Consider the following 17,022-nt stretch of genomic DNA (forward strand, 5'->3'; position numbering starts at 1 on the left):
GTAAACATAAGGGGGTGGCAAATGTATGGATAACGTTTTGCTGGGAAGCATCATCTCGGCGTTGGCGACGGGGGCGGGCGCGCTTCCGATCTTGCTGTTCAAGGTCGTCACGCACCGGCTGCGGGACGTGCTGCTTGCGTTTACCGCCGGCATTATGGTGTCGGCTACGATGTTTAATTTAATTCCCGTTGCGCTGCATGAATCGAATTTGCTTACCGTTACGATCGGCATTCTCATCGGAACGACGGTGTTAAGCCTGATGGAGCGGTTTATGCCGCATATCGACCTGGAGCATCGTTCCGGCGCTTCCGTGCAGTTCGATTCGAAAAGCATGCTGATCATTACGGCCATTACGCTGCATAATTTGCCGGAGGGGCTGTCGGTCGGCGTCAGCTATGCAAGCGGGAGCGGGAACCTCGGTCCGTTAATTGCGCTTGCCATCGGATTGCAGAACGCTCCGGAGGGTTTTCTTGTGGCGCTGTTTTTAACGTATCAGAAGGTCAAAAGAACGACGGCGTTCCTGATCGCGACGCTTACAGGTTCCGTAGAGATCGTAACCGGCTTGCTCGGGTACTCCTTGACGGCTTACGTTTCGGGACTCGTTCCGTACGGGCTTGCGTTTGCGGCGGGCGCCATGCTGTTTATCGTTTATAAAGAACTGATTCCGGAAAGCCACGGCGACGGGAACGCGGGTTCTTCCACTTATTCTTTTATTTTAGGTCTCATTACGATGATCGCACTAATCGAATGGTTCGGATAAGGAAGGTTGAAGGATGAATTCGCGCAAAAAATGGATTCGTGCATATGTGATCGGATTTATCGTCTACGCTGCGGCCATCGGCATTTACTTATGGGTCGATGCCGTTCAGCCGCTTCCGGCCGCGGACCGGGGTACGGCGGTCGATCCGTCGGTGTTTTTGCCTGCCGAGCAATACAACGAGATGAGAATGTACTCGGCGCTGAAAAATTGGCTGTTCTTCATCAGCTACCCATGGATTTGGGGCGTCTATTTGTTTCTTCTAATCGGAGGAACGGCATCCCGCTGGAGCGCCCGATACAAGCTGCCGGCGTTCGTGATGCTGCTGCTCGCCGTCGTGTTTGCGTGCCGGCTGCCGATCAGTCTCTTATCGTTCGGTCTTTCGCGCTATTACGGCGTATCGGTTCAATCGATCGGCGGTTGGGTACGAGATGCGGCGGTCGATTTTGCGATTGACTGCATCATCACGCTCGCCGTGCTCTGGACGGCACTATGGGTGATCGGCCGGGTGAAGCGTTGGTGGCTTGCGCTGTGGCTGCTGTCCGTCCCTTTTACGGTATTTCTGATGTACATACAGCCTGTCGTAATCGATCCGCTCTTTAACCGGTACTCGGAGTTGTCCGGACCCCATCTGGAAGAGCAAATTTTAAAGCTGGCGGACCGTGCCGGCATTCCGGCGGAACGGGTATACGAGGTCAATATTTCGGAAAAAACGAATTCGCTGAACGCTTACGTCACCGGCATCGGCCCGACGCTTCGCATCGTACTGTGGGACACGACGCTGCGCGCATTGAACGAACGCGAAATTTTGTTCATTATGGCGCACGAAATCGGACATTACGCCATGCACCACCTCGAGTGGTCCGCCTTGGGAGCTGTCGGATCTTCTTTCATTCTGCTGTTTATCGGAGGAAAGCTGTATCAAGCGATCGTCGGCCGCTATGGCGTGGCGATCGGCATCCGGCGGCTGAACGACAAAGCGTCGCTTCCGCTGCTGCTGCTTCTCGTTTCGGTGCTGTCGTTCGCATCCGCTCCCGTATCCAACGCGGTGTCGCGATCGGCGGAGCACGCCGCGGACGTGTATGCGCTGGAGATGATCGGCAGCGGGGAGGGGGCGGTCGGCATGTACCAGAAGCTTGCCGCGTCATCGTTGTCCGACATCGATCCTCCGGCGCTTGTCACTTGGTTTCGCTCTACGCACCCGAGCATAAAGGAACGGATATTGTATGTCGAGCAATTCCGTTAACATGGAGCGCGCGTTGTCTCTTGTTTTTGCCGCCGGCTTTGCGACGTCGCCGGATTTTATGAAAGAGGCGGCCGAGCGGTTCGAAGGGCTGTTTCGCGATGCGGGATTCCGTGTCGGAGCGTCTCATTTGTTTCCTTATGGAGATTGGAGCGTATCGCGCTTGCGGCAGCTGAATGAAATACGGAAGGATTTGACGGACGGCGGCTTCCTGCGTCCGCGATCCGTCGGCGGAGTCCGTTTGGCTGAGGAAATAAGTAAAATTGCCGAAAATGAGCAGAGCGGCCAGGCGGTGCTTCTCGGCCACAGCGCCGGCGGCGTGGCGTGCATCCAAGCCGCCAGACGGTTATTCGAGTCGGGCAGCCGGCTGCGCATCAGGATCGTTATGATCGGCTCGCCGAAATGCCCGATACCGGCCCGCGCCGTCAATCCGGCGGACGTGCTGTATCTTTACGGGACGAATCGCTTGGGGCGAAGAGCCGACCCGATCACCCTGCTCGGACGATGGGGAAAAACCCCTCCGGGCATCGTCGAAGGGGTTGAGATTGTCGGCGGACACGCCGATTATTTTCGCAGCCGTCCCCCGTTCACGGATGAACAGGGGCGGTCCAATCTGGACCGCATTTCCGGCAGGGTTTGGGACTGGCTGATGAGGCGCCAAGAGGGCGAATCAGCGGGATCTGCCTTTTCTCCCGGCGCCGCTCGGCTTACGGACGAATGATTTTTGCGTGCGCCCGCCTTCCGCACTGCGTCCGCTCCTCTCCGCAGAGCCTGCGGTTTTGGCTTTCGGCCGGTAACGCAAATCCGGCTTTTTCTTTGCCGGCTTGGCGCGTCTGTCGGCCTCGGTTCTGCTGCGTCCGCCGCCGCCACCGCCGCCCCGGCGCTCTCGAACAGGCTCATCGGGCGCAGCGGCAACGCCGCGGCCGACGCCGAATTCGGACATATTGCGGCGCTCGAGCGTCTTCCCGATCCCCCGTTCGATGTGCTGCAGCTGTCCCCGGTCCTTCGGCGATACCAGCGTCACGGCTACGCCCTGCTGGCCCGCTCGTCCCGTACGGCCGATGCGATGGATATACGTCTCCGTGTCGGCCGGTATGTCGTAATTGAATACGTGCGTGACTCCTTCGACGTCAAGCCCACGGGCGGCGACGTCGGTCGCAACGAGCACCTGCAGCTTCGCTTCCCGAAACCGTTTCATTACCGCTTCGCGCTTCGCCTGCGTCAAATCGCCGTGCAGCTCATCCGCTTCAAAGCCGTTGTCGATCAAATCCTGCGTCAATTTTTTGGCGCGTATTTTCGTCCTGCAGAACACGACGGCGAGATAGGGGCTGAACTGTTTGATCATGTTGAATAGCGTTTGCGCCCTGCCGCGGTCCGTTACTTCGACGACAAGCTGCTTAATATCGTCGAGCGTAACCTCCTTGCCTTTAATGCGCACATCCTTCGGCTTTCTCATATAATTCGCCGCCAGCTCGCGAACCGCGCCGGGGATCGTCGCCGAGAACAGCATCGTCTGTCTTCTGGACGGAATTTGCCGGAGCACTTCCTCCACCTCGGCCAAAAAGCCCATGTGCAGCATTTGGTCGGCTTCGTCCAATACGAGCATGGATACGGTATGGAGCGAGATCGTCTCGCGGCGCAAATGATCCAGCAGTCTTCCCGGAGTGGCTACAACGATATGCGTATCGCCTTTCAGCTTATGCACCTGCGCGTCTACATCCTGTCCTCCATAGACGGCCAGAACGCCGGCGCCGGCGATCGGGGCCAGTTTTTTGGCTTCCGCCGTAATTTGAATGGCGAGCTCGCGGGTAGGGGTGAGAATTAACGCTTGGACGCCGCGCTTTTGCGGCTCGATCACTTCAAGGATCGGAAGCAGGAAGGCGAGCGTCTTTCCTGTCCCGGTTTGGGCTTGAACAATCGCGTCCTCGCCGGACAGCAGCAGCGGAATCGCTTCGGCCTGCACCGGTGTGGGGGTCACGATTCCGTTTGATTTCAGCGCATGCGCGAATTCGTTATTAATGCCTAACGTACCGAATGTATTTTTGCTCATGAATCTCCGTTTCCTCATTTCCACTATGTTCCTTAAGCTATAAGATTAACCGAAAGCGCGAAAGGAATCAAAAAAATTAGGTAAAAAGAGGTTTTCTGCGCAAAATGAAGAATGGTAATTCTAAGCGAAAACAATAAATAAAGGTTGTGAACGGATTGCATACCAATGAATTTAAGCGAAATTTGGAAAAATATGTGGAGCTCGGCGTCAAGGTCGGCGTCAATGTGCAGAAAGGGCAAAGGCTCGTTATTTCCGCACCGGTTTCGGCTCTGGACATTGTCAGAATGGCCGCCAAATCGGCTTATGAAGCAGGCGCCAAGGATGTGTATTTGGATTGGCACGACGATGTGATCACGCGGCTCAAATATGACATGGCGCCGGATGAGGCGTTTGACGAGTTCCCGCTATGGCGCGCCAAGGGCTATGAAGAGATGGCGGCGGAAGGAGCGGCGTTCCTATATTACAGATCGGCCAATCCCGAGCTGCTGAAAGGCGTGAATCCCGATCGACTCGCAGCGGCAAGAAGAGTGCAAGGCGCCGCTATGAAAAATTTCAAAAACGCTCAAATGGCCGATCAGGTCAGCTGGAGCATCCAATCGATTCCGTCCCCTTCGTGGGCTGCAAAGGTGTTTCCGGATTTGCCGGAGGAGGAGGCGATGGCAAAGCTTTGGGACAACGTGTTCAAAGCGACCCGCGCCGATCAGGACGACCCGGTGGCGGCTTGGAACGATCACCTGGACATACTGCGGACGAAAGCCGCATTGCTGAATGAGAAGAAATACAAGGCGCTGCACTATCAAGCTCCAGGCACCGATCTGACCGTCGAGCTTGCGCCCGGCCACTTGTGGATTGCGGGAGAGAGCTTTAACGCGCAAGGGGATATGTTTGTGGCGAACATTCCGACGGAAGAAGTGTTTACCGCTCCGCTTCGGGAAGGCGTCAACGGTACGGTGCGGAACACGAAACCGCTCAATTTCGGCGGCAACGTAATCGACGGGTTTACGCTGACGTTCAAGGACGGCAGAATCGTCGACTTTTCGGCCGAAACCGGCTACGATACATTGAAGAGTCTGATCGATACCGACGACGGCTCTCATTATCTTGGCGAGGTCGCGCTCGTCCCGCACCGCTCGCCGATCTCCGAAACGAATTTGATATTCTTCGATACGCTTTATGACGAGAACGCCTCGAACCACATGGCGATCGGCACCGCTTATGCATTCAGCGTCGAAGGCGGGAAGCAAATGACGAAGGAGCAGCTTGCGGCGCAAGGCTTGAACGACAGCCTCGTGCACGTAGATTTTATGATCGGCAGCGAACAAATGAATATCGACGGCATTACGGCCGACGGCAAGCGGGAGCCGATTTTCCGTAACGGCAACTGGGCGGAGTAAGCAGAGGGGAAGGGGAAGCTCTTTTCGGAAAGTTTGACCTCGCTATTTTGCAGAAAAAGGCTTCCACAAGTAAAATAATGCAGATTGACCTTCTTATTTCTATAAAAAAACGGCCGCCGGCTATCAAGCCTGACGGCCGTCTTTCCTTACTTGACCGCGTTAAGGCGCTCTTCCAGACGATCCCATGTTTCGGTGATGCCTTGCAACATGCCCATGTCTACGACCGTCTTCAGCGCTTCCGCCGACACGTATTCCGCTCGGTTGACGAGCTTCGTCCTGCCGCCGAGATCGACAAATTGGAGCGTGACTTCGGTCGACGGCAAAGTGTCGTTCTCATTGCCCTCGGCGTCCGAGAAGTAATCGACATAGACGATCGATTCCGGCTCGACGATTTCCTTATAAACGCCCTTGCCCCAAGACTCCATGCCGTAAAATTCGCCTTGGTTCTTATCGACACACTTCATGCAGTAGTGCCAAACGCCGCCCGGCCGGAAATCAATGCTGCAGACCGGCAGCTCCCAGCCTCTCGGTCCCCACCAGTGCTTTAGATGCTCAGGCTCCTTAAACATCTGGAACACGAGCTCGCGCGGCGCATCGAATATGCGCTCCAGCACCAGAACATTCTCATTCTCTACTCTCGAAACGATTGCGTTGTTGGACATTTGCATTTCCTCCTCATGAAATGGTTTGATCCTATCGTTTATCCTTGTTTTGCAGCTCCCGCAAATAGTTGTCCAGGTTATCGAATCTTTCTTGCATGACGCCCCGAAAAGAGCTCAGCCATGCATCCAGCGCTTGAAAGGGCTCGGGCCGGAGCTTGTAAATTCGACGGTTGGCATCCGCCTTCACTTCCAATATCCCGCTGTCGCTAAGCACCTTCAGATGTTTCGAGGCTTGGGGCTGGCGAAGCCCCAGCCGAGCGGCGATTTCTCCTACGGTCAGGGGACCGCCGCGCAACAGCTCGACGATTTCCTTGCGGGTCGGTTCGGCCATTGCGCTCAGCATCTTCGTGGCCATGCCCGGATCGTACCCCGACATGTCGCTCACCTCATTAGTTAATGGTCTTTTGTATTCTCTCATCTCCTTCATTGCTTTGTTGTTCATTCGGGTTACTATAAATATAAATGAAAAGGAATATTCCTGTCAAGGAATATAAAAAATAAAAAAATAGCGTGCTTGATTTCATTCAGCACGCCTCAGTAAACACGATTACTTTAAGGGATGCGTCTCCCGTTTGCCGATTCCCGCAAGAAGATCGCGAATCCGGTATCCTATAACCATAACGATGGCAAGTTCGGCCAGTACGATCAGCGGATGCAGGTCCGGAGCCAAATTCGTGTGAATATGGCCCGGATGGGCGTAGGCCGTATTGAAAGGCGCCGCCGTGCAAAGCAACATCAGCATCGACGCAAGCGCCGCGTTCCGGCGGTGCGGGAACGGAGAAGTGGAGCGCAGAAGCAGCGTCACAAGCAGCGAAACCGCGACAGCGGCCGCCAATGTAAGCAAAATTCTCGCGACGTCTAAAGCGACAGGGCTTTGGAGCGCCGCCGCTGCTGCGACACCAAGACCAAGAGAGGCGGACGACGCCCACTCCGCGGCTTTTTCCTGATGCCGCAGCAGAAGCCAAACCCCGTCGAACAGCAAGCCGCCCAGCACAATGAATAACGGGAAATACATAGTAAAGCTTGTCGAGCCCCAAATCGCAAACACCGCGTATTTAACGGCAAAGGCAAACAGCGTAATAAGCGTCCCCGCCGGAAACCGCAGCATTCTCGTGCCTGCTCGAACCGTAAACAACAACACGGGGAGGAGCAGTACGGCATAGTATTCGGCATACGGCAGCCATCTGGAGCCGACGCCGATCCCTTTCGCTTCGATGTCGAATTCGGTCAGCGCGAACTGCATGAATACGGCCGCAGTTCCCAGTGCCATCAGGATGCCGATCCGGCGAATATGACGTCCCGGCAAGGCGGCAAACCATTCCGCAATGCCGAGCGCATACAAGATTCCTCCGAAGATGACCAGCAAATGCGGCGGGCTCCAGAGGGTAACATCAAAGCCGACCCAGCTGTGGTACAACTCATCCGATACGCCGGCCGCAAGCTGAAATAAAGATCCTGTGCCGACCAGCGCCATTTCCCCGGCAAGGGGGAGCTTCGCCGGCCTCCACGTTCGGAGACGAACGAGCTGCGCGACGACGGCAATCAGAACGGCCATGCCGCCGAGAAAGACGGAGGAGTAGATGACCAGATGGGCAAGCGTAAAAAAGGTTTCGACTTTACCGGCCACATGCCACCAAACATCCCAATAGCCGCCTCCGACTGCTCCGAGCGCGCATATCAAAAGAAAACAGGGCAATAAAAAGAGCCTCATTGCATCCCTCCCATCGCATGAAACGGTTTTATGGTAAAATTTTACCACGGTCATGGATAAAAAGGTGTAGTATTGTAGCTGTAACACATTTTTTTAGGAAGTGTTTTTTGCATGGCATTCGGAATCAAGCGTCATGAGCTCGCCGCATGGAAAAAAGAAGTCAATAACGGGAATATCGCATTTTTAACCCATTATTGGCTGCATCCGAGGTTTCCGGACGTAAGGACGGTTACGAAGGTCGGCTGCAGCGACTTCGGCCGATTGACGGAATGGCTGCTGCGCCACGGGTTGGAGCCGCGTTATATTCACGCCCGAGACCCGTTCCCGCATTTCGATCTGATCGGACCGAAACAGAGGGAGATTTTAGAGAAGGAAAACCAGTGGGAGCAAATCAAAAGGTTCAACCTGTAGGTTGAACCTTTTAAAATACTTTGGTCGTCCAGGACTCGCAGTTCCATACGTCCGTAACGACCTCTTTATAAAATTCCGGCTCGTGGCTGATTAGGAGCACGCTGCCTTTGTACGCTTTGACCGCGCGTTTCAATTCTTCCTTCGCATCCACGTCCAGATGGTTCGTAGGCTCGTCAAGCACGAGCACGTTCGTCTCTTTGTTGATCAGCTTACATAAGCGTACCTTCGCCTTTTCGCCGCCGCTCAACACCTCGACTTTGCTTTCGATATGCTTCGTCGTCAGCCCGCATTTCGCCAAAGCCGCGCGAACCTCGAATTGAGTGAAGGACGGGAAGTCTTTCCACACCTCTTCGATACAGGTGTTCATATTTGCTTGCTTGATTTCTTGCTCGAAATAGCCGACGTGCAAATAATCGCCCAGTTCGACGGAGCCGCCGATCGGCTTGATTTCCCCAAGAATACTTCGCAGCAGCGTCGTCTTTCCGATACCGTTCGCCCCGACGAGGGCGATCTTCTGTCCGCGTTCCATGCGAAGATGGAGAGGCTTCGAGAGCGGCTCGTCGTAGCCGATCACCAAATCGTTCGTCTCAAAGATCAGCTTGCCTGAAGTCCGCGCTTCTTTAAAGTTGAACGTCGGCTTCGGCTTTTCCTTCGCCAGCTCGATAATTTCCATCTTGTCGAGCTTCTTTTGCCGGGACATAGCCATATTGCGCGTAGCGACGGAAGCTTTGTTTCTGGCTACGAAATCTTTCAAATCCGCGATTTCCTGCTGCTGGCGTTTGAACGCCGCCTCCAGCTGCGCCTTCTTCGCCTCATATACTTGCTTGAAGTAGTCGTAATCGCCGACATAGCGGTTCAGCTCTTGATTTTCCATATGGTAAATCAAGTTGATGACGCTGTTTAAGAACGGGATATCGTGAGAGATAAGAATGAACGCGTTCTCGTATTCTTGCAAGTACCGCTTCAGCCATTCGATATGGCTCTCGTCCAAATAGTTGGTCGGCTCGTCAAGCAGCAGGATGTCCGGCTTTTCCAGCAGCAGCTTTGCGAGCAGCACCTTCGTCCGCTGGCCGCCGCTCAAGTCGTTGACGTCCCGGTCAAGTCCGATATCGTCCAAGCCTAGACCTCTAGCGATTTCTTCGACCTTGGCGTCGATAATATAGAAATCGTTGCTGCTTAAAATATCTTGCAGCGTGCCGACATCCTCCAGCAAAGCTTCCATTTCCTCGGGAGACGCATCGGCCATCTTTTCGTAAGATTCGTTGATTTTCGCTTCCATATCGAATAAATACTGAAACGCGCCTTTGAGCACGTCGCGGATCGTCATCCCTTTTTGAAGCACCGCATGCTGATCGAGGTAGCCGACCCGAACGTGCTTCGCCCACTCGACTTTGCCGGCGTCCGGCTCCAGCTTGCCGGTAACAATATTCATGAACGTCGACTTGCCTTCGCCGTTGGCGCCGATGAGGCCGATATGCTCGCCCTTCAGCAGCCGGAAGGAAACGTCGTTAAAAATCGCGCGGTCCCCAAACCCGTGGCTTAAATTTTTTACGGTTAGAATGCTCATATATACACCTTTTCTATAAGGATTATACCGTAGTAGATTATAAGCTTGTTTGGCGGGAGACACAATGAATAATCATTACCGTTCGGCAGGTCATGAATGAACAGGGTGCAGCGCCAGCGGTTTCAACGCATTGGATTCGTCGACATATACGAATGCGTCATACCGCTTCGGAATGACGGTCGGAACGTAGTTTCCGCGCCGTTCGTAGCGAGGGTGGTAAACGACTCCGATCGCACGATGGCCGATCGGGTCGTTCAGCGTCGGATCCGTCTCATCCAGCAGCATATATTTATTTTCGGCGCCGGTCCGATGGAGGAGCGCTTCCCAGCTCCCGGAAACGGCGTGCGGTACCGTCATCTCCCGATAGGGCGTTCCCCAGGCGTCTCCGGCGATGACCGTCCCATGATTCGTACCGAAGCCGACTGCGTACACTTGATCTTTGCCGTGCTTCTCCCGCAGCAGCTGCCCGACATTGACCATACCCTCGGAGGCCATGTCCGTCGCCCTCGCATCGCCTATATGCGTATTGTGCTCCCAAACGATTCCTTTGGCTCCTTGCCCGTAAAATGCCGCAACATGCTCAAGCGCTTCCGTCATATGCCGATCCCGAACGTTCCACGAATTTGCGTCGCTTTTGACCATGATGCGGTAATAATGCTCCGCATTAACCCCGACCAACGCATTGATTTCCGCGGATAACCGTTCTTCTTCGTTCATGCCGCGTCGATCGCCGGCAGTAAACTTTTCCTTCCGAAGCTTGGCCAGCAGCTTCACGACTTCGTCTTCGCAGCCTTCGTCGAACAGCCCTGCGGATACGGCATAAGATTGTTCGTCGCGGTCATAGGCATCGAAGCAAGCGAACGCCTTCCGCGCCGTTTCCAGCTGCTTTGAGCCGGTCCTCTCCAAATAGGCGATTATCTCATCGAGCGATTCCCATAACGAATAGACGTCGATGCCGTAAAAACCGACCTTCACGGCGCCGGGGGGCAGGCTGTCGTTATATTCCCTGAGCCACTCGATAAAGCTCCGAATTTCTTCGTTCGCCCACATCCATTCCGGCCAGCGCCGAAACGCCCGAAGCGCTTCGTCCGCCGAAGCGGCCGCCCCTTTCGCGTTTTTGACATAGCGGTTCACTTCAAAGCACGTCGGCCAATCGCCTTCAACGGCAATAAAACGGTACCCGTAATTTACGATCAGCCGCTTCGAAAGCTCGGCCCGAATCGTATAAAACTCGGACGTGCCGTGCGAAGCCTCCCCGAGCAGGACGTACGGCGCTGAAGAAGCGGCTTCGATTAAAGGATTCATATCCTCGACGGTTTCGAACTTAGCGGACAATTGCTTGATGCGCTGCTCCCAATCTTCCGGTTTCACGTTACATACCTCGCTTATGTTTCAATTTTTTATATCGTTTCCAAAATAATTGTAAAATACGTCGAAATTGAAAGCGTTATTTCATATAATAGTGAAAGGCTTTACATAGGGGAGGAGATGAGGGGTTGTCCGAACAACGTCAATTGCGATGGGGTATACTCGGCTGCGCGCGCATCGCGCAAGGTTCCGTTATCCCGGGAATCCAACAGTCGAAAAGCGGCGTAGTCGCGGCCATTGCGAGCCGGGATTACGACAAAGCGAAGGAAACTGCGGAACGGCTTAACATTCCGCAGTCGTACGGCAGCTATGAGCAGCTTCTGGAGGACGATTCGATCGATGCGGTGTACATTCCGCTGCCGAATCATCTGCACAAGGAATGGACAATCCGCGCGGCGCAGGCAGGCAAGCATGTGCTTTGCGAAAAACCGATTGCGTTGGATCAGCGGGAAGCGGCGGAAATGGCGGAGGCTTGCGAGAAAGCGGGCGTTGTTTTAGCCGAAGCGTTCATGTACCGATATCACCCGAGATGGGACCGAATCAAAGAAATTATCGATTCCGGAGAAATCGGAGCGGTGCGCGGCCTTCACGGAACCTTTACTTTTAACAACGCCGGGGACAAAACGAATGTCCGCTACCGAAAAGATTGGGGCGGCGGCAGTGTTTACGACATCGGCTGTTATCCGATCAGCGCGGCACGGCTCATTCTCGGCGCCGAACCTGAGGGTGTAACATGCCAAGCGTTCTTTTCGCCTGAGCATGACGATGTCGATATGATGGCCTCCGGATTGATCGAGTTCCCGAATTCCGTGCCGCTTACGTTCGATTGCGCAATGTGGGCCGCATCGCGCAACACGTTTGAAATTGTCGGCTCCGACGGCCGTATCGAGCTGCCGTCCGCGTTTGTCGGCAACCCGAATTTTTACGTTACCGCGGGAGGGCAGCGGCGCGAGGAAGAGATGCCGCAGCTCAATACATATACGCTTCAGGCCGATGCGTTTGCCGAAAGCGCCCTCGAAGGAAAGAAGCAGCGGTTCGGCCCTGGCGATGCGGTTGCAAATATGCGTGTGATCGATGCGTGCTTGCTGTCGGCAAGAGAGCGCATTCGAGTTACATTATAGGAGGATTGCCCAATGAGATATATTGAAATTGCCGGCTTACAGCGCGGAGTGTCCCAGCTTATCTTAGGAACGGACTATTTCCGACCGGAAATTCTTGATAAAATCGCACCGATCATGGACGAGTTCGTGAAGCTCGGGGGGAATACGTTCGATACCGCGGAAATTTACAGCGGAGGGGAAAGCGAAAAGGCGCTCGGCCAGTGGCTGAAGGAGCGCGGAAACAGAGACTCGATCAACGTTTGGACCAAGGGGGCGCATCCTCACGGCAATTCCGGCCCGCGCGTGACGCGGGAGGCGATCGATCGGGATATTCAGGTCAGTCTGGATAGGCTTGCTTTGGATTATGTTGATATGTACGCTCTCCACCGGGATAATCCCGACGTTCCGGTCGGACCGATTATCGAAGCGCTCAACGAACAAATCGAGAAAGGCCGCACGCTGGCAATCGGCTGTTCGAATTGGACGCCCGAGCGCATACAGGAGGCTAACGATTACGCCGCTTCCCACGGACTTGTAGGGTTCTCCTTCAGCAGCCCGAATTTAAGCCTCGGCAGAGTGAATGAGCCGTATTGGGCCGGCTGTGTTTCCATCGACGACGAAGGGATCCGCTGGCACGAGAAAACCGGGCTGCCATTGCTATCATGGTCTTCGCAGGGGCGCGGATTTTTCTCCGGGCGCTTCACTCCGGACGTAAGGGATAACAGCGACATAGTAAGAGTCTTTTATAATGAAGGAAATTGGGAACGGTTAAGACGCGCCAAGGAGCTCGGAGAAAAGAAAGGCATGTCCACGGTGCAAATTGCGCTCGCCTATGTCCTAAATCAATCGTTCCCGACGTGCGCGCTCATCGGTCCCGCCAACATTGAGGAGCTGCATTCCAGCTACGAAGGCGCTCAGCTGACGCTCACCGAGGAAGAAAAACGCTGGCTGGATTTGTCGGCGGAATAACGTACCGGCCGATCGGGATCGAATATTTACCCAAGCTTAGAACCATGCTAAGACTGGGGTGATCGCAATGAACAGAGCGGTATTTACCGGTCTTGGCAGTATCGCCTTGGCGCAAGGCTTGAAGGTTCCGATCCGGTTTCTCCAAACCGGAAAATGGAACTGGTCGGCGCTTTTCCAGACGGGCGGAATGCCTAGCTCGCATTCGGCAGGCGTATCGGCTCTGGCAACGTATATTGCGTTGAAGAAAGGCGTATCGGCCATCGATTTTGCCGTCAGCACCATTTTCGGACTTATCGTTATGTATGATGCAATGGGCATCCGGCGGCATGCCGGAGAAATGGCCGTTGAGCTGAACGAACTGGACGCTCAGATGGAAAAGCTTGCCGACCGGCACCCGGGCGTGTATCATGCAAGACGCGCCGAGGCGCTGAAGGAGCAGCTCGGACATTTGCCGCAGGAGGTTGCCGCAGGCGCTCTGCTTGGTGCCGCATGCGGTGCGGCCAGCCGGCTGTTGGAGCTCCGCAACGCGTGGTCAAAGGTTCGTTAAGCGGAATGGTTGTCGAACAGTCCCCGTTCTTCGTAACGGGGATCTTTTTTTGCAATGCTTCGAGGGGTGTACAGTCATATGGAAATATCGAATATTATCGTTACCGGCAGGCTTTACGATGAATTGAGGAAACATATTCCGGAGCACATCCCGCAGCGGTTTCGGTATAAAGCTGAGGGCGACCTTACGGAGGACGACTTCGATTGGGCGGACGCCTTCGTCGGTTTTCGGCCTTCGCCGGTATTTATTCCGCATCGTTTAAAGTGGGTTCATGCACTTGGAGCGGGTGTGGACGGCTTTTTACAGGGAAACGATTGGGGTACCGATGTCGTTCTAACAAGGACCGACATTACGTTCGGCGAAAAGATTGCGGCTTACTGCATGAGCTATATGCTCCGCCACTCGCAGCGGCATTCGTATTATGAACGCCATTCGAAAGAGAAGCTGTGGTCGTCTGCCGTTATTCCCGAATCGCTGCGTAACCGAAAGGCCGTTATTTTCGGTACGGGATCCATCGGTACGAAGGTGGCGGAGACGGCAGCCTGTTTCGGAATGGAATGCCGCGGGGTTTCGAGATCCGGCGCGGATAAAGCGCCGTTTCGGGAGGTGGTTACCCCCGAGAATAGCGGTCGCCTATTGGAAGAAGCCGATTGGGTCATCAATACGCTGCCCTTGACCTCCGAAACCATTCATTTCTTCGATGAAAAGCGGTTCGGCAGCATGAGAGGGGCCGGGTTCATCAATGTCGGAAGGGGCAGCTCCGTAGTTGACGATGCGCTGATCGCCGCTTTGAACAGCGGAAAAGTCACTATAGCTGTGCTCGACGTGTTCCCTCAGGAGCCGCTGCCGCCATCTTCTCCGTATTGGGAGCACGAGCGGGTTATCGTCACTCCCCATATTTCGGCGATTACCGAACCCGCGGATGCGGCCCGCTGTTTGCTGGAGACGCTCGAAAGGATCGAGCGGGGGGAAGCGCCGCCCAATCAAGTGTCAATCGAGCTTGGATATTGACGGCCGTCTCATGGTATCATGGGAGCATCTACATAAACATTGCGCTGGGAGTGCTTCCGGTTATGATTACCCGCACGGTTACCCCTTCGGAAAGCGGCAAAAGACTGCACCGGTACATACGGAACCTAATGCCGAACTATCCGTTGGGACAAATATACAAAATGATCGAACAAGGCAAAGTAAAGGTTAACGGCAAACGAAAGAAGCAAAATTACGAAATGACCGCCGGGGACGAACTGACAATCTATATCGAAGAAGAAGCGTTCAAGCAATCGGCCGGAGCGGAAAAGAAGGTGAAGTTTGCCGGAATACGCAGCGACATAGACGTTGTTTTTGAAGACGACGAGCTGTTGGTTGTCAATAAACCGGTCGGCTTGCTGACCCATCCGGACCAAAGCGAGCAGAGGGATACGTTAATCAATCGGGTACACGCGTATTTATACAAGAATGGCCGGCTTGACAGCCAGCTGTTTTTGCCGGCGACGGCAAACCGGCTGGATCGCAACACAAGCGGTCTGGTGCTGGTCGGAAAAACGGCGGGCATGCTGCACCGGTTGAACCAATGGATCCAAAAGCACGAACTGCAGAAATATTACATCACGATCGTACAAGGCAAGCTGTCGGGGGACGGGACGATCTCCGGTTCCCTCGTACGTGAGGAAGGGAGCAACCGAACGATTGTCGTCGCGGAAAGCGCGGAGGACGTTGTAGGGAAGTCCGCTGTGACGAAATACCGCGCGCTTCGGCACGGGCAAGGCTACACGCTTGTGGAAGTGGAACTGGTCAGCGGACGCACGCACCAAATCCGGACGCATTTCCAAAGCATCGGTCACCCGCTGCTCGGCGATATCAAGTACGGAGGCCGGGCGGTGAAGGATGTAAACCATCAGCTGCTTCATGCGTACAAGATCGTATTGCCGGAAGACAGAACCTTCACGGCCGAACCGCCGTCGTTGTTCCGAAGCATGCTTCGGCAGGTTGGAATCGCTTTATAATAAACATTACACCGCAGCTGAGCTCATAAAGTCCGGCTGCGGTTATTTGCTTACAAGTTCGTATATAAACTGAAGAAGAAGACCAACTAGAATGCGGCACATTTAACGTATTTGATTATTTTACCGGGAGGCGGGAGGTTGCATTATGGACCAGAAATTGAAGCTGGGTTTGATCGGATTAGATACGTCGCATGTCGTCGCTTTTACGAAACTGCTTAACGATCCTGAGGATCCTTATCATGTAGCCGGCGGAACGATTGTCGCAGGTTACCCGGGCGGTTCCGCCGATTTGGAAGCCAGTTATCAGCGTGTGGACGGCTTTACCTCGGAGCTTAAAGATCAATACGGCGTTAAGATCATGGATGCGCCCGAAGAGGTTGCTCAAGCTTGCGACGCCTTGTTCATTACGAGCGTCGACGGACGCGTTCATTATGATTTGCTAAAGAAGGTCGCGCCGTTCGGGAAGCCTGTTTTTGTAGATAAACCGTTTACCGTTCGAAGCGATGAAGCGGCATACATGTTCGCGCTTGCCGAACAATATCGCTTTCCGCTCATGAGCTGTTCGGCGCTTCGTTATTCCGTTGCTTTGGAAGAATGTTTACAGGAGATGGCGGGGGAGCACATTATCGGCGCCGATACGTATGGACCTATGTCTTTGGAGCGGACGCATCCTGCTCTGTATTGGTACGGAATTCATTCCGTCGAAATGCTGGTTGCCATTATGGGGAAGAACTGCAGGCAGGTCACCGCGTTTGCAAATACAGACCATGAACTGGTCGTAGGCGAATGGGAGAACGGCCGAATCGGCACGGTTCGGGGCAACCGGCTGGGGAACCAGACGTTCGGAGGAGCGATTCACAGCCGGAAGCTTACCAAGCACGTGGATGTGTATTCGCGGTCCAAACCGTATTATGCCAGTATGCTTGAACGCATTATGCATATGTTTGCATCGGGAAGAAGCCCGATCGACCGGGAAGAAACGTTAGCGATCATCCGGTTTATCGAGGCGGCGAATGAAAGCCGCGAGAGCGGTAAAGCGGTTCTGTTATAATATTTGGATGAAAATTCCGCTTGCATCGCAATAGTCCGTGTGATAGACTCTATTCTTGTCGCCGCGATTAAGCGACGGCAACGAAATGCAGGACAATCGAAGTCATGAAAAATGAATAGCGGTGACCTTGATGGTAAATACTACAGGTTGCGCGGTTCGTTGAAACGTGATAAGATGTAATTCCTG

General features: G+C 54.3%; 17 protein-coding genes. 11 read left to right on the forward strand and 6 right to left on the reverse strand.

Annotated features, from left to right (window positions below; all coding sequences use genetic code 11):
• Nucleotides 1-25 precede the first annotated feature (25 nt).
• Genes PT964_RS05800 through PT964_RS05810 form a run of 3 tightly spaced genes read left to right on the forward strand, consistent with a single transcriptional unit; the run spans nt 26 to nt 2,721 of the window.
• The gene (locus PT964_RS05800; RefSeq protein WP_274362381.1) at nt 26-760 is read left to right on the forward strand and encodes a ZIP family metal transporter; all 735 of its coding nucleotides are present in this window, start codon (nt 26-28) and stop codon (nt 758-760) included.
• Between the two features lie 13 nt (nt 761-773).
• Nucleotides 774-2,003, forward strand: coding sequence for a M48 family metallopeptidase (locus tag PT964_RS05805; protein WP_274362382.1), 1,230 nt, complete (start codon nt 774-776; stop codon nt 2,001-2,003).
• Complete coding sequence (locus PT964_RS05810; RefSeq protein WP_274362383.1) at nt 1,984-2,721, forward strand: lipase family protein; 738 nt, start codon at nt 1,984-1,986, stop codon at nt 2,719-2,721. The genes PT964_RS05805 and PT964_RS05810 overlap by 20 nt, the downstream gene beginning before the upstream one ends.
• On the opposite strand, the gene PT964_RS05815 is transcribed toward PT964_RS05810, so the two are convergent.
• On the reverse strand, nt 2,671-4,050 hold the full coding sequence (locus tag PT964_RS05815; RefSeq protein WP_274362384.1) for a DEAD/DEAH box helicase: 1,380 nt from the start codon (nt 4,048-4,050) through the stop codon (nt 2,671-2,673). The genes PT964_RS05810 and PT964_RS05815 overlap by 51 nt on opposite strands.
• Nucleotides 4,051-4,205: 155 nt before the next feature.
• On the opposite strand from PT964_RS05815, the gene PT964_RS05820 reads away from it, so the two are divergent.
• Complete coding sequence (locus PT964_RS05820; protein ID WP_274362385.1) at nt 4,206-5,444, forward strand: aminopeptidase; 1,239 nt, start codon at nt 4,206-4,208, stop codon at nt 5,442-5,444.
• 146 nt (nt 5,445-5,590) lie between these two features.
• On the opposite strand, the gene PT964_RS05825 is transcribed toward PT964_RS05820, so the two are convergent.
• The 3 genes from PT964_RS05825 to PT964_RS05835 form a co-directional block, all read right to left on the reverse strand.
• Nucleotides 5,591-6,106: an SRPBCC domain-containing protein gene (locus PT964_RS05825; protein ID WP_274362386.1), complete on the reverse strand. Its 516-nt coding sequence runs from the start codon at nt 6,104-6,106 to the stop codon at nt 5,591-5,593.
• Between the two features lie 31 nt (nt 6,107-6,137).
• Nucleotides 6,138-6,482: an ArsR/SmtB family transcription factor gene (locus PT964_RS05830; protein WP_274362387.1), complete on the reverse strand. Its 345-nt coding sequence runs from the start codon at nt 6,480-6,482 to the stop codon at nt 6,138-6,140.
• Between the two features lie 171 nt (nt 6,483-6,653).
• Nucleotides 6,654-7,817, reverse strand: a complete 1,164-nt coding sequence (locus PT964_RS05835; RefSeq protein ID WP_274362388.1) for a hypothetical protein — start codon at nt 7,815-7,817, stop codon at nt 6,654-6,656.
• A gap of 111 nt (nt 7,818-7,928) precedes the next feature.
• Here PT964_RS05835 and PT964_RS05840 point away from each other — a divergent pair, with 111 nt between their 5' ends.
• Nucleotides 7,929-8,228: a hypothetical protein gene (locus tag PT964_RS05840; RefSeq protein ID WP_274362389.1), complete on the forward strand. Its 300-nt coding sequence runs from the start codon at nt 7,929-7,931 to the stop codon at nt 8,226-8,228.
• Nucleotides 8,229-8,238: 10 nt separating this feature from the next.
• Here the strand turns inward: PT964_RS05840 and PT964_RS05845 are convergent, their stop codons facing one another.
• Nucleotides 8,239-9,795 carry an ABC-F family ATP-binding cassette domain-containing protein gene (locus tag PT964_RS05845; protein ID WP_274362390.1) on the reverse strand — a complete coding sequence of 519 codons (1,557 nt, stop codon included), beginning with the start codon at nt 9,793-9,795 and terminating at the stop codon, nt 8,239-8,241.
• Nucleotides 9,796-9,885: 90 nt separating this feature from the next.
• Nucleotides 9,886-11,100, reverse strand: coding sequence for an erythromycin esterase family protein (locus PT964_RS05850; RefSeq protein WP_425262681.1), 1,215 nt, complete (start codon nt 11,098-11,100; stop codon nt 9,886-9,888).
• 191 nt (nt 11,101-11,291) lie between these two features.
• Here PT964_RS05850 and PT964_RS05855 point away from each other — a divergent pair, with 191 nt between their 5' ends.
• The 6 genes from PT964_RS05855 to PT964_RS05880 all read left to right on the forward strand — a co-directional run bounded on the left by PT964_RS05855 (nt 11,292) and on the right by PT964_RS05880 (nt 16,836).
• Complete coding sequence (locus PT964_RS05855) at nt 11,292-12,284, forward strand: Gfo/Idh/MocA family protein (RefSeq protein ID WP_274362392.1); 993 nt, start codon at nt 11,292-11,294, stop codon at nt 12,282-12,284.
• A gap of 12 nt (nt 12,285-12,296) precedes the next feature.
• Nucleotides 12,297-13,232 carry an aldo/keto reductase gene (locus PT964_RS05860; protein WP_274362393.1) on the forward strand — a complete coding sequence of 312 codons (936 nt, stop codon included), beginning with the start codon at nt 12,297-12,299 and terminating at the stop codon, nt 13,230-13,232.
• Nucleotides 13,233-13,299: 67 nt separating this feature from the next.
• Entirely contained in the window at nt 13,300-13,779 is a 480-nt protein-coding gene (locus PT964_RS05865) for a divergent PAP2 family protein (protein WP_274362394.1), read from the forward strand.
• 78 nt (nt 13,780-13,857) lie between these two features.
• On the forward strand, nt 13,858-14,790 hold the full coding sequence (locus tag PT964_RS05870; protein ID WP_274362395.1) for a D-2-hydroxyacid dehydrogenase: 933 nt from the start codon (nt 13,858-13,860) through the stop codon (nt 14,788-14,790).
• Between the two features lie 62 nt (nt 14,791-14,852).
• On the forward strand, nt 14,853-15,785 hold the full coding sequence (locus PT964_RS05875; RefSeq protein WP_274362396.1) for an RluA family pseudouridine synthase: 933 nt from the start codon (nt 14,853-14,855) through the stop codon (nt 15,783-15,785).
• 145 nt (nt 15,786-15,930) lie between these two features.
• Complete coding sequence (locus PT964_RS05880) at nt 15,931-16,836, forward strand: Gfo/Idh/MocA family protein (protein ID WP_274362397.1); 906 nt, start codon at nt 15,931-15,933, stop codon at nt 16,834-16,836.
• The last annotated feature ends 186 nt before the right edge of the window (nt 16,837-17,022 follow it).

The sequence above is a fragment of the Paenibacillus thermotolerans genome (assembly GCF_028745515.1).
GTDB classification, from domain to species: Bacteria; Bacillota; Bacilli; order Paenibacillales; family YIM-B00363; genus Paenibacillus_AE; species Paenibacillus_AE thermotolerans.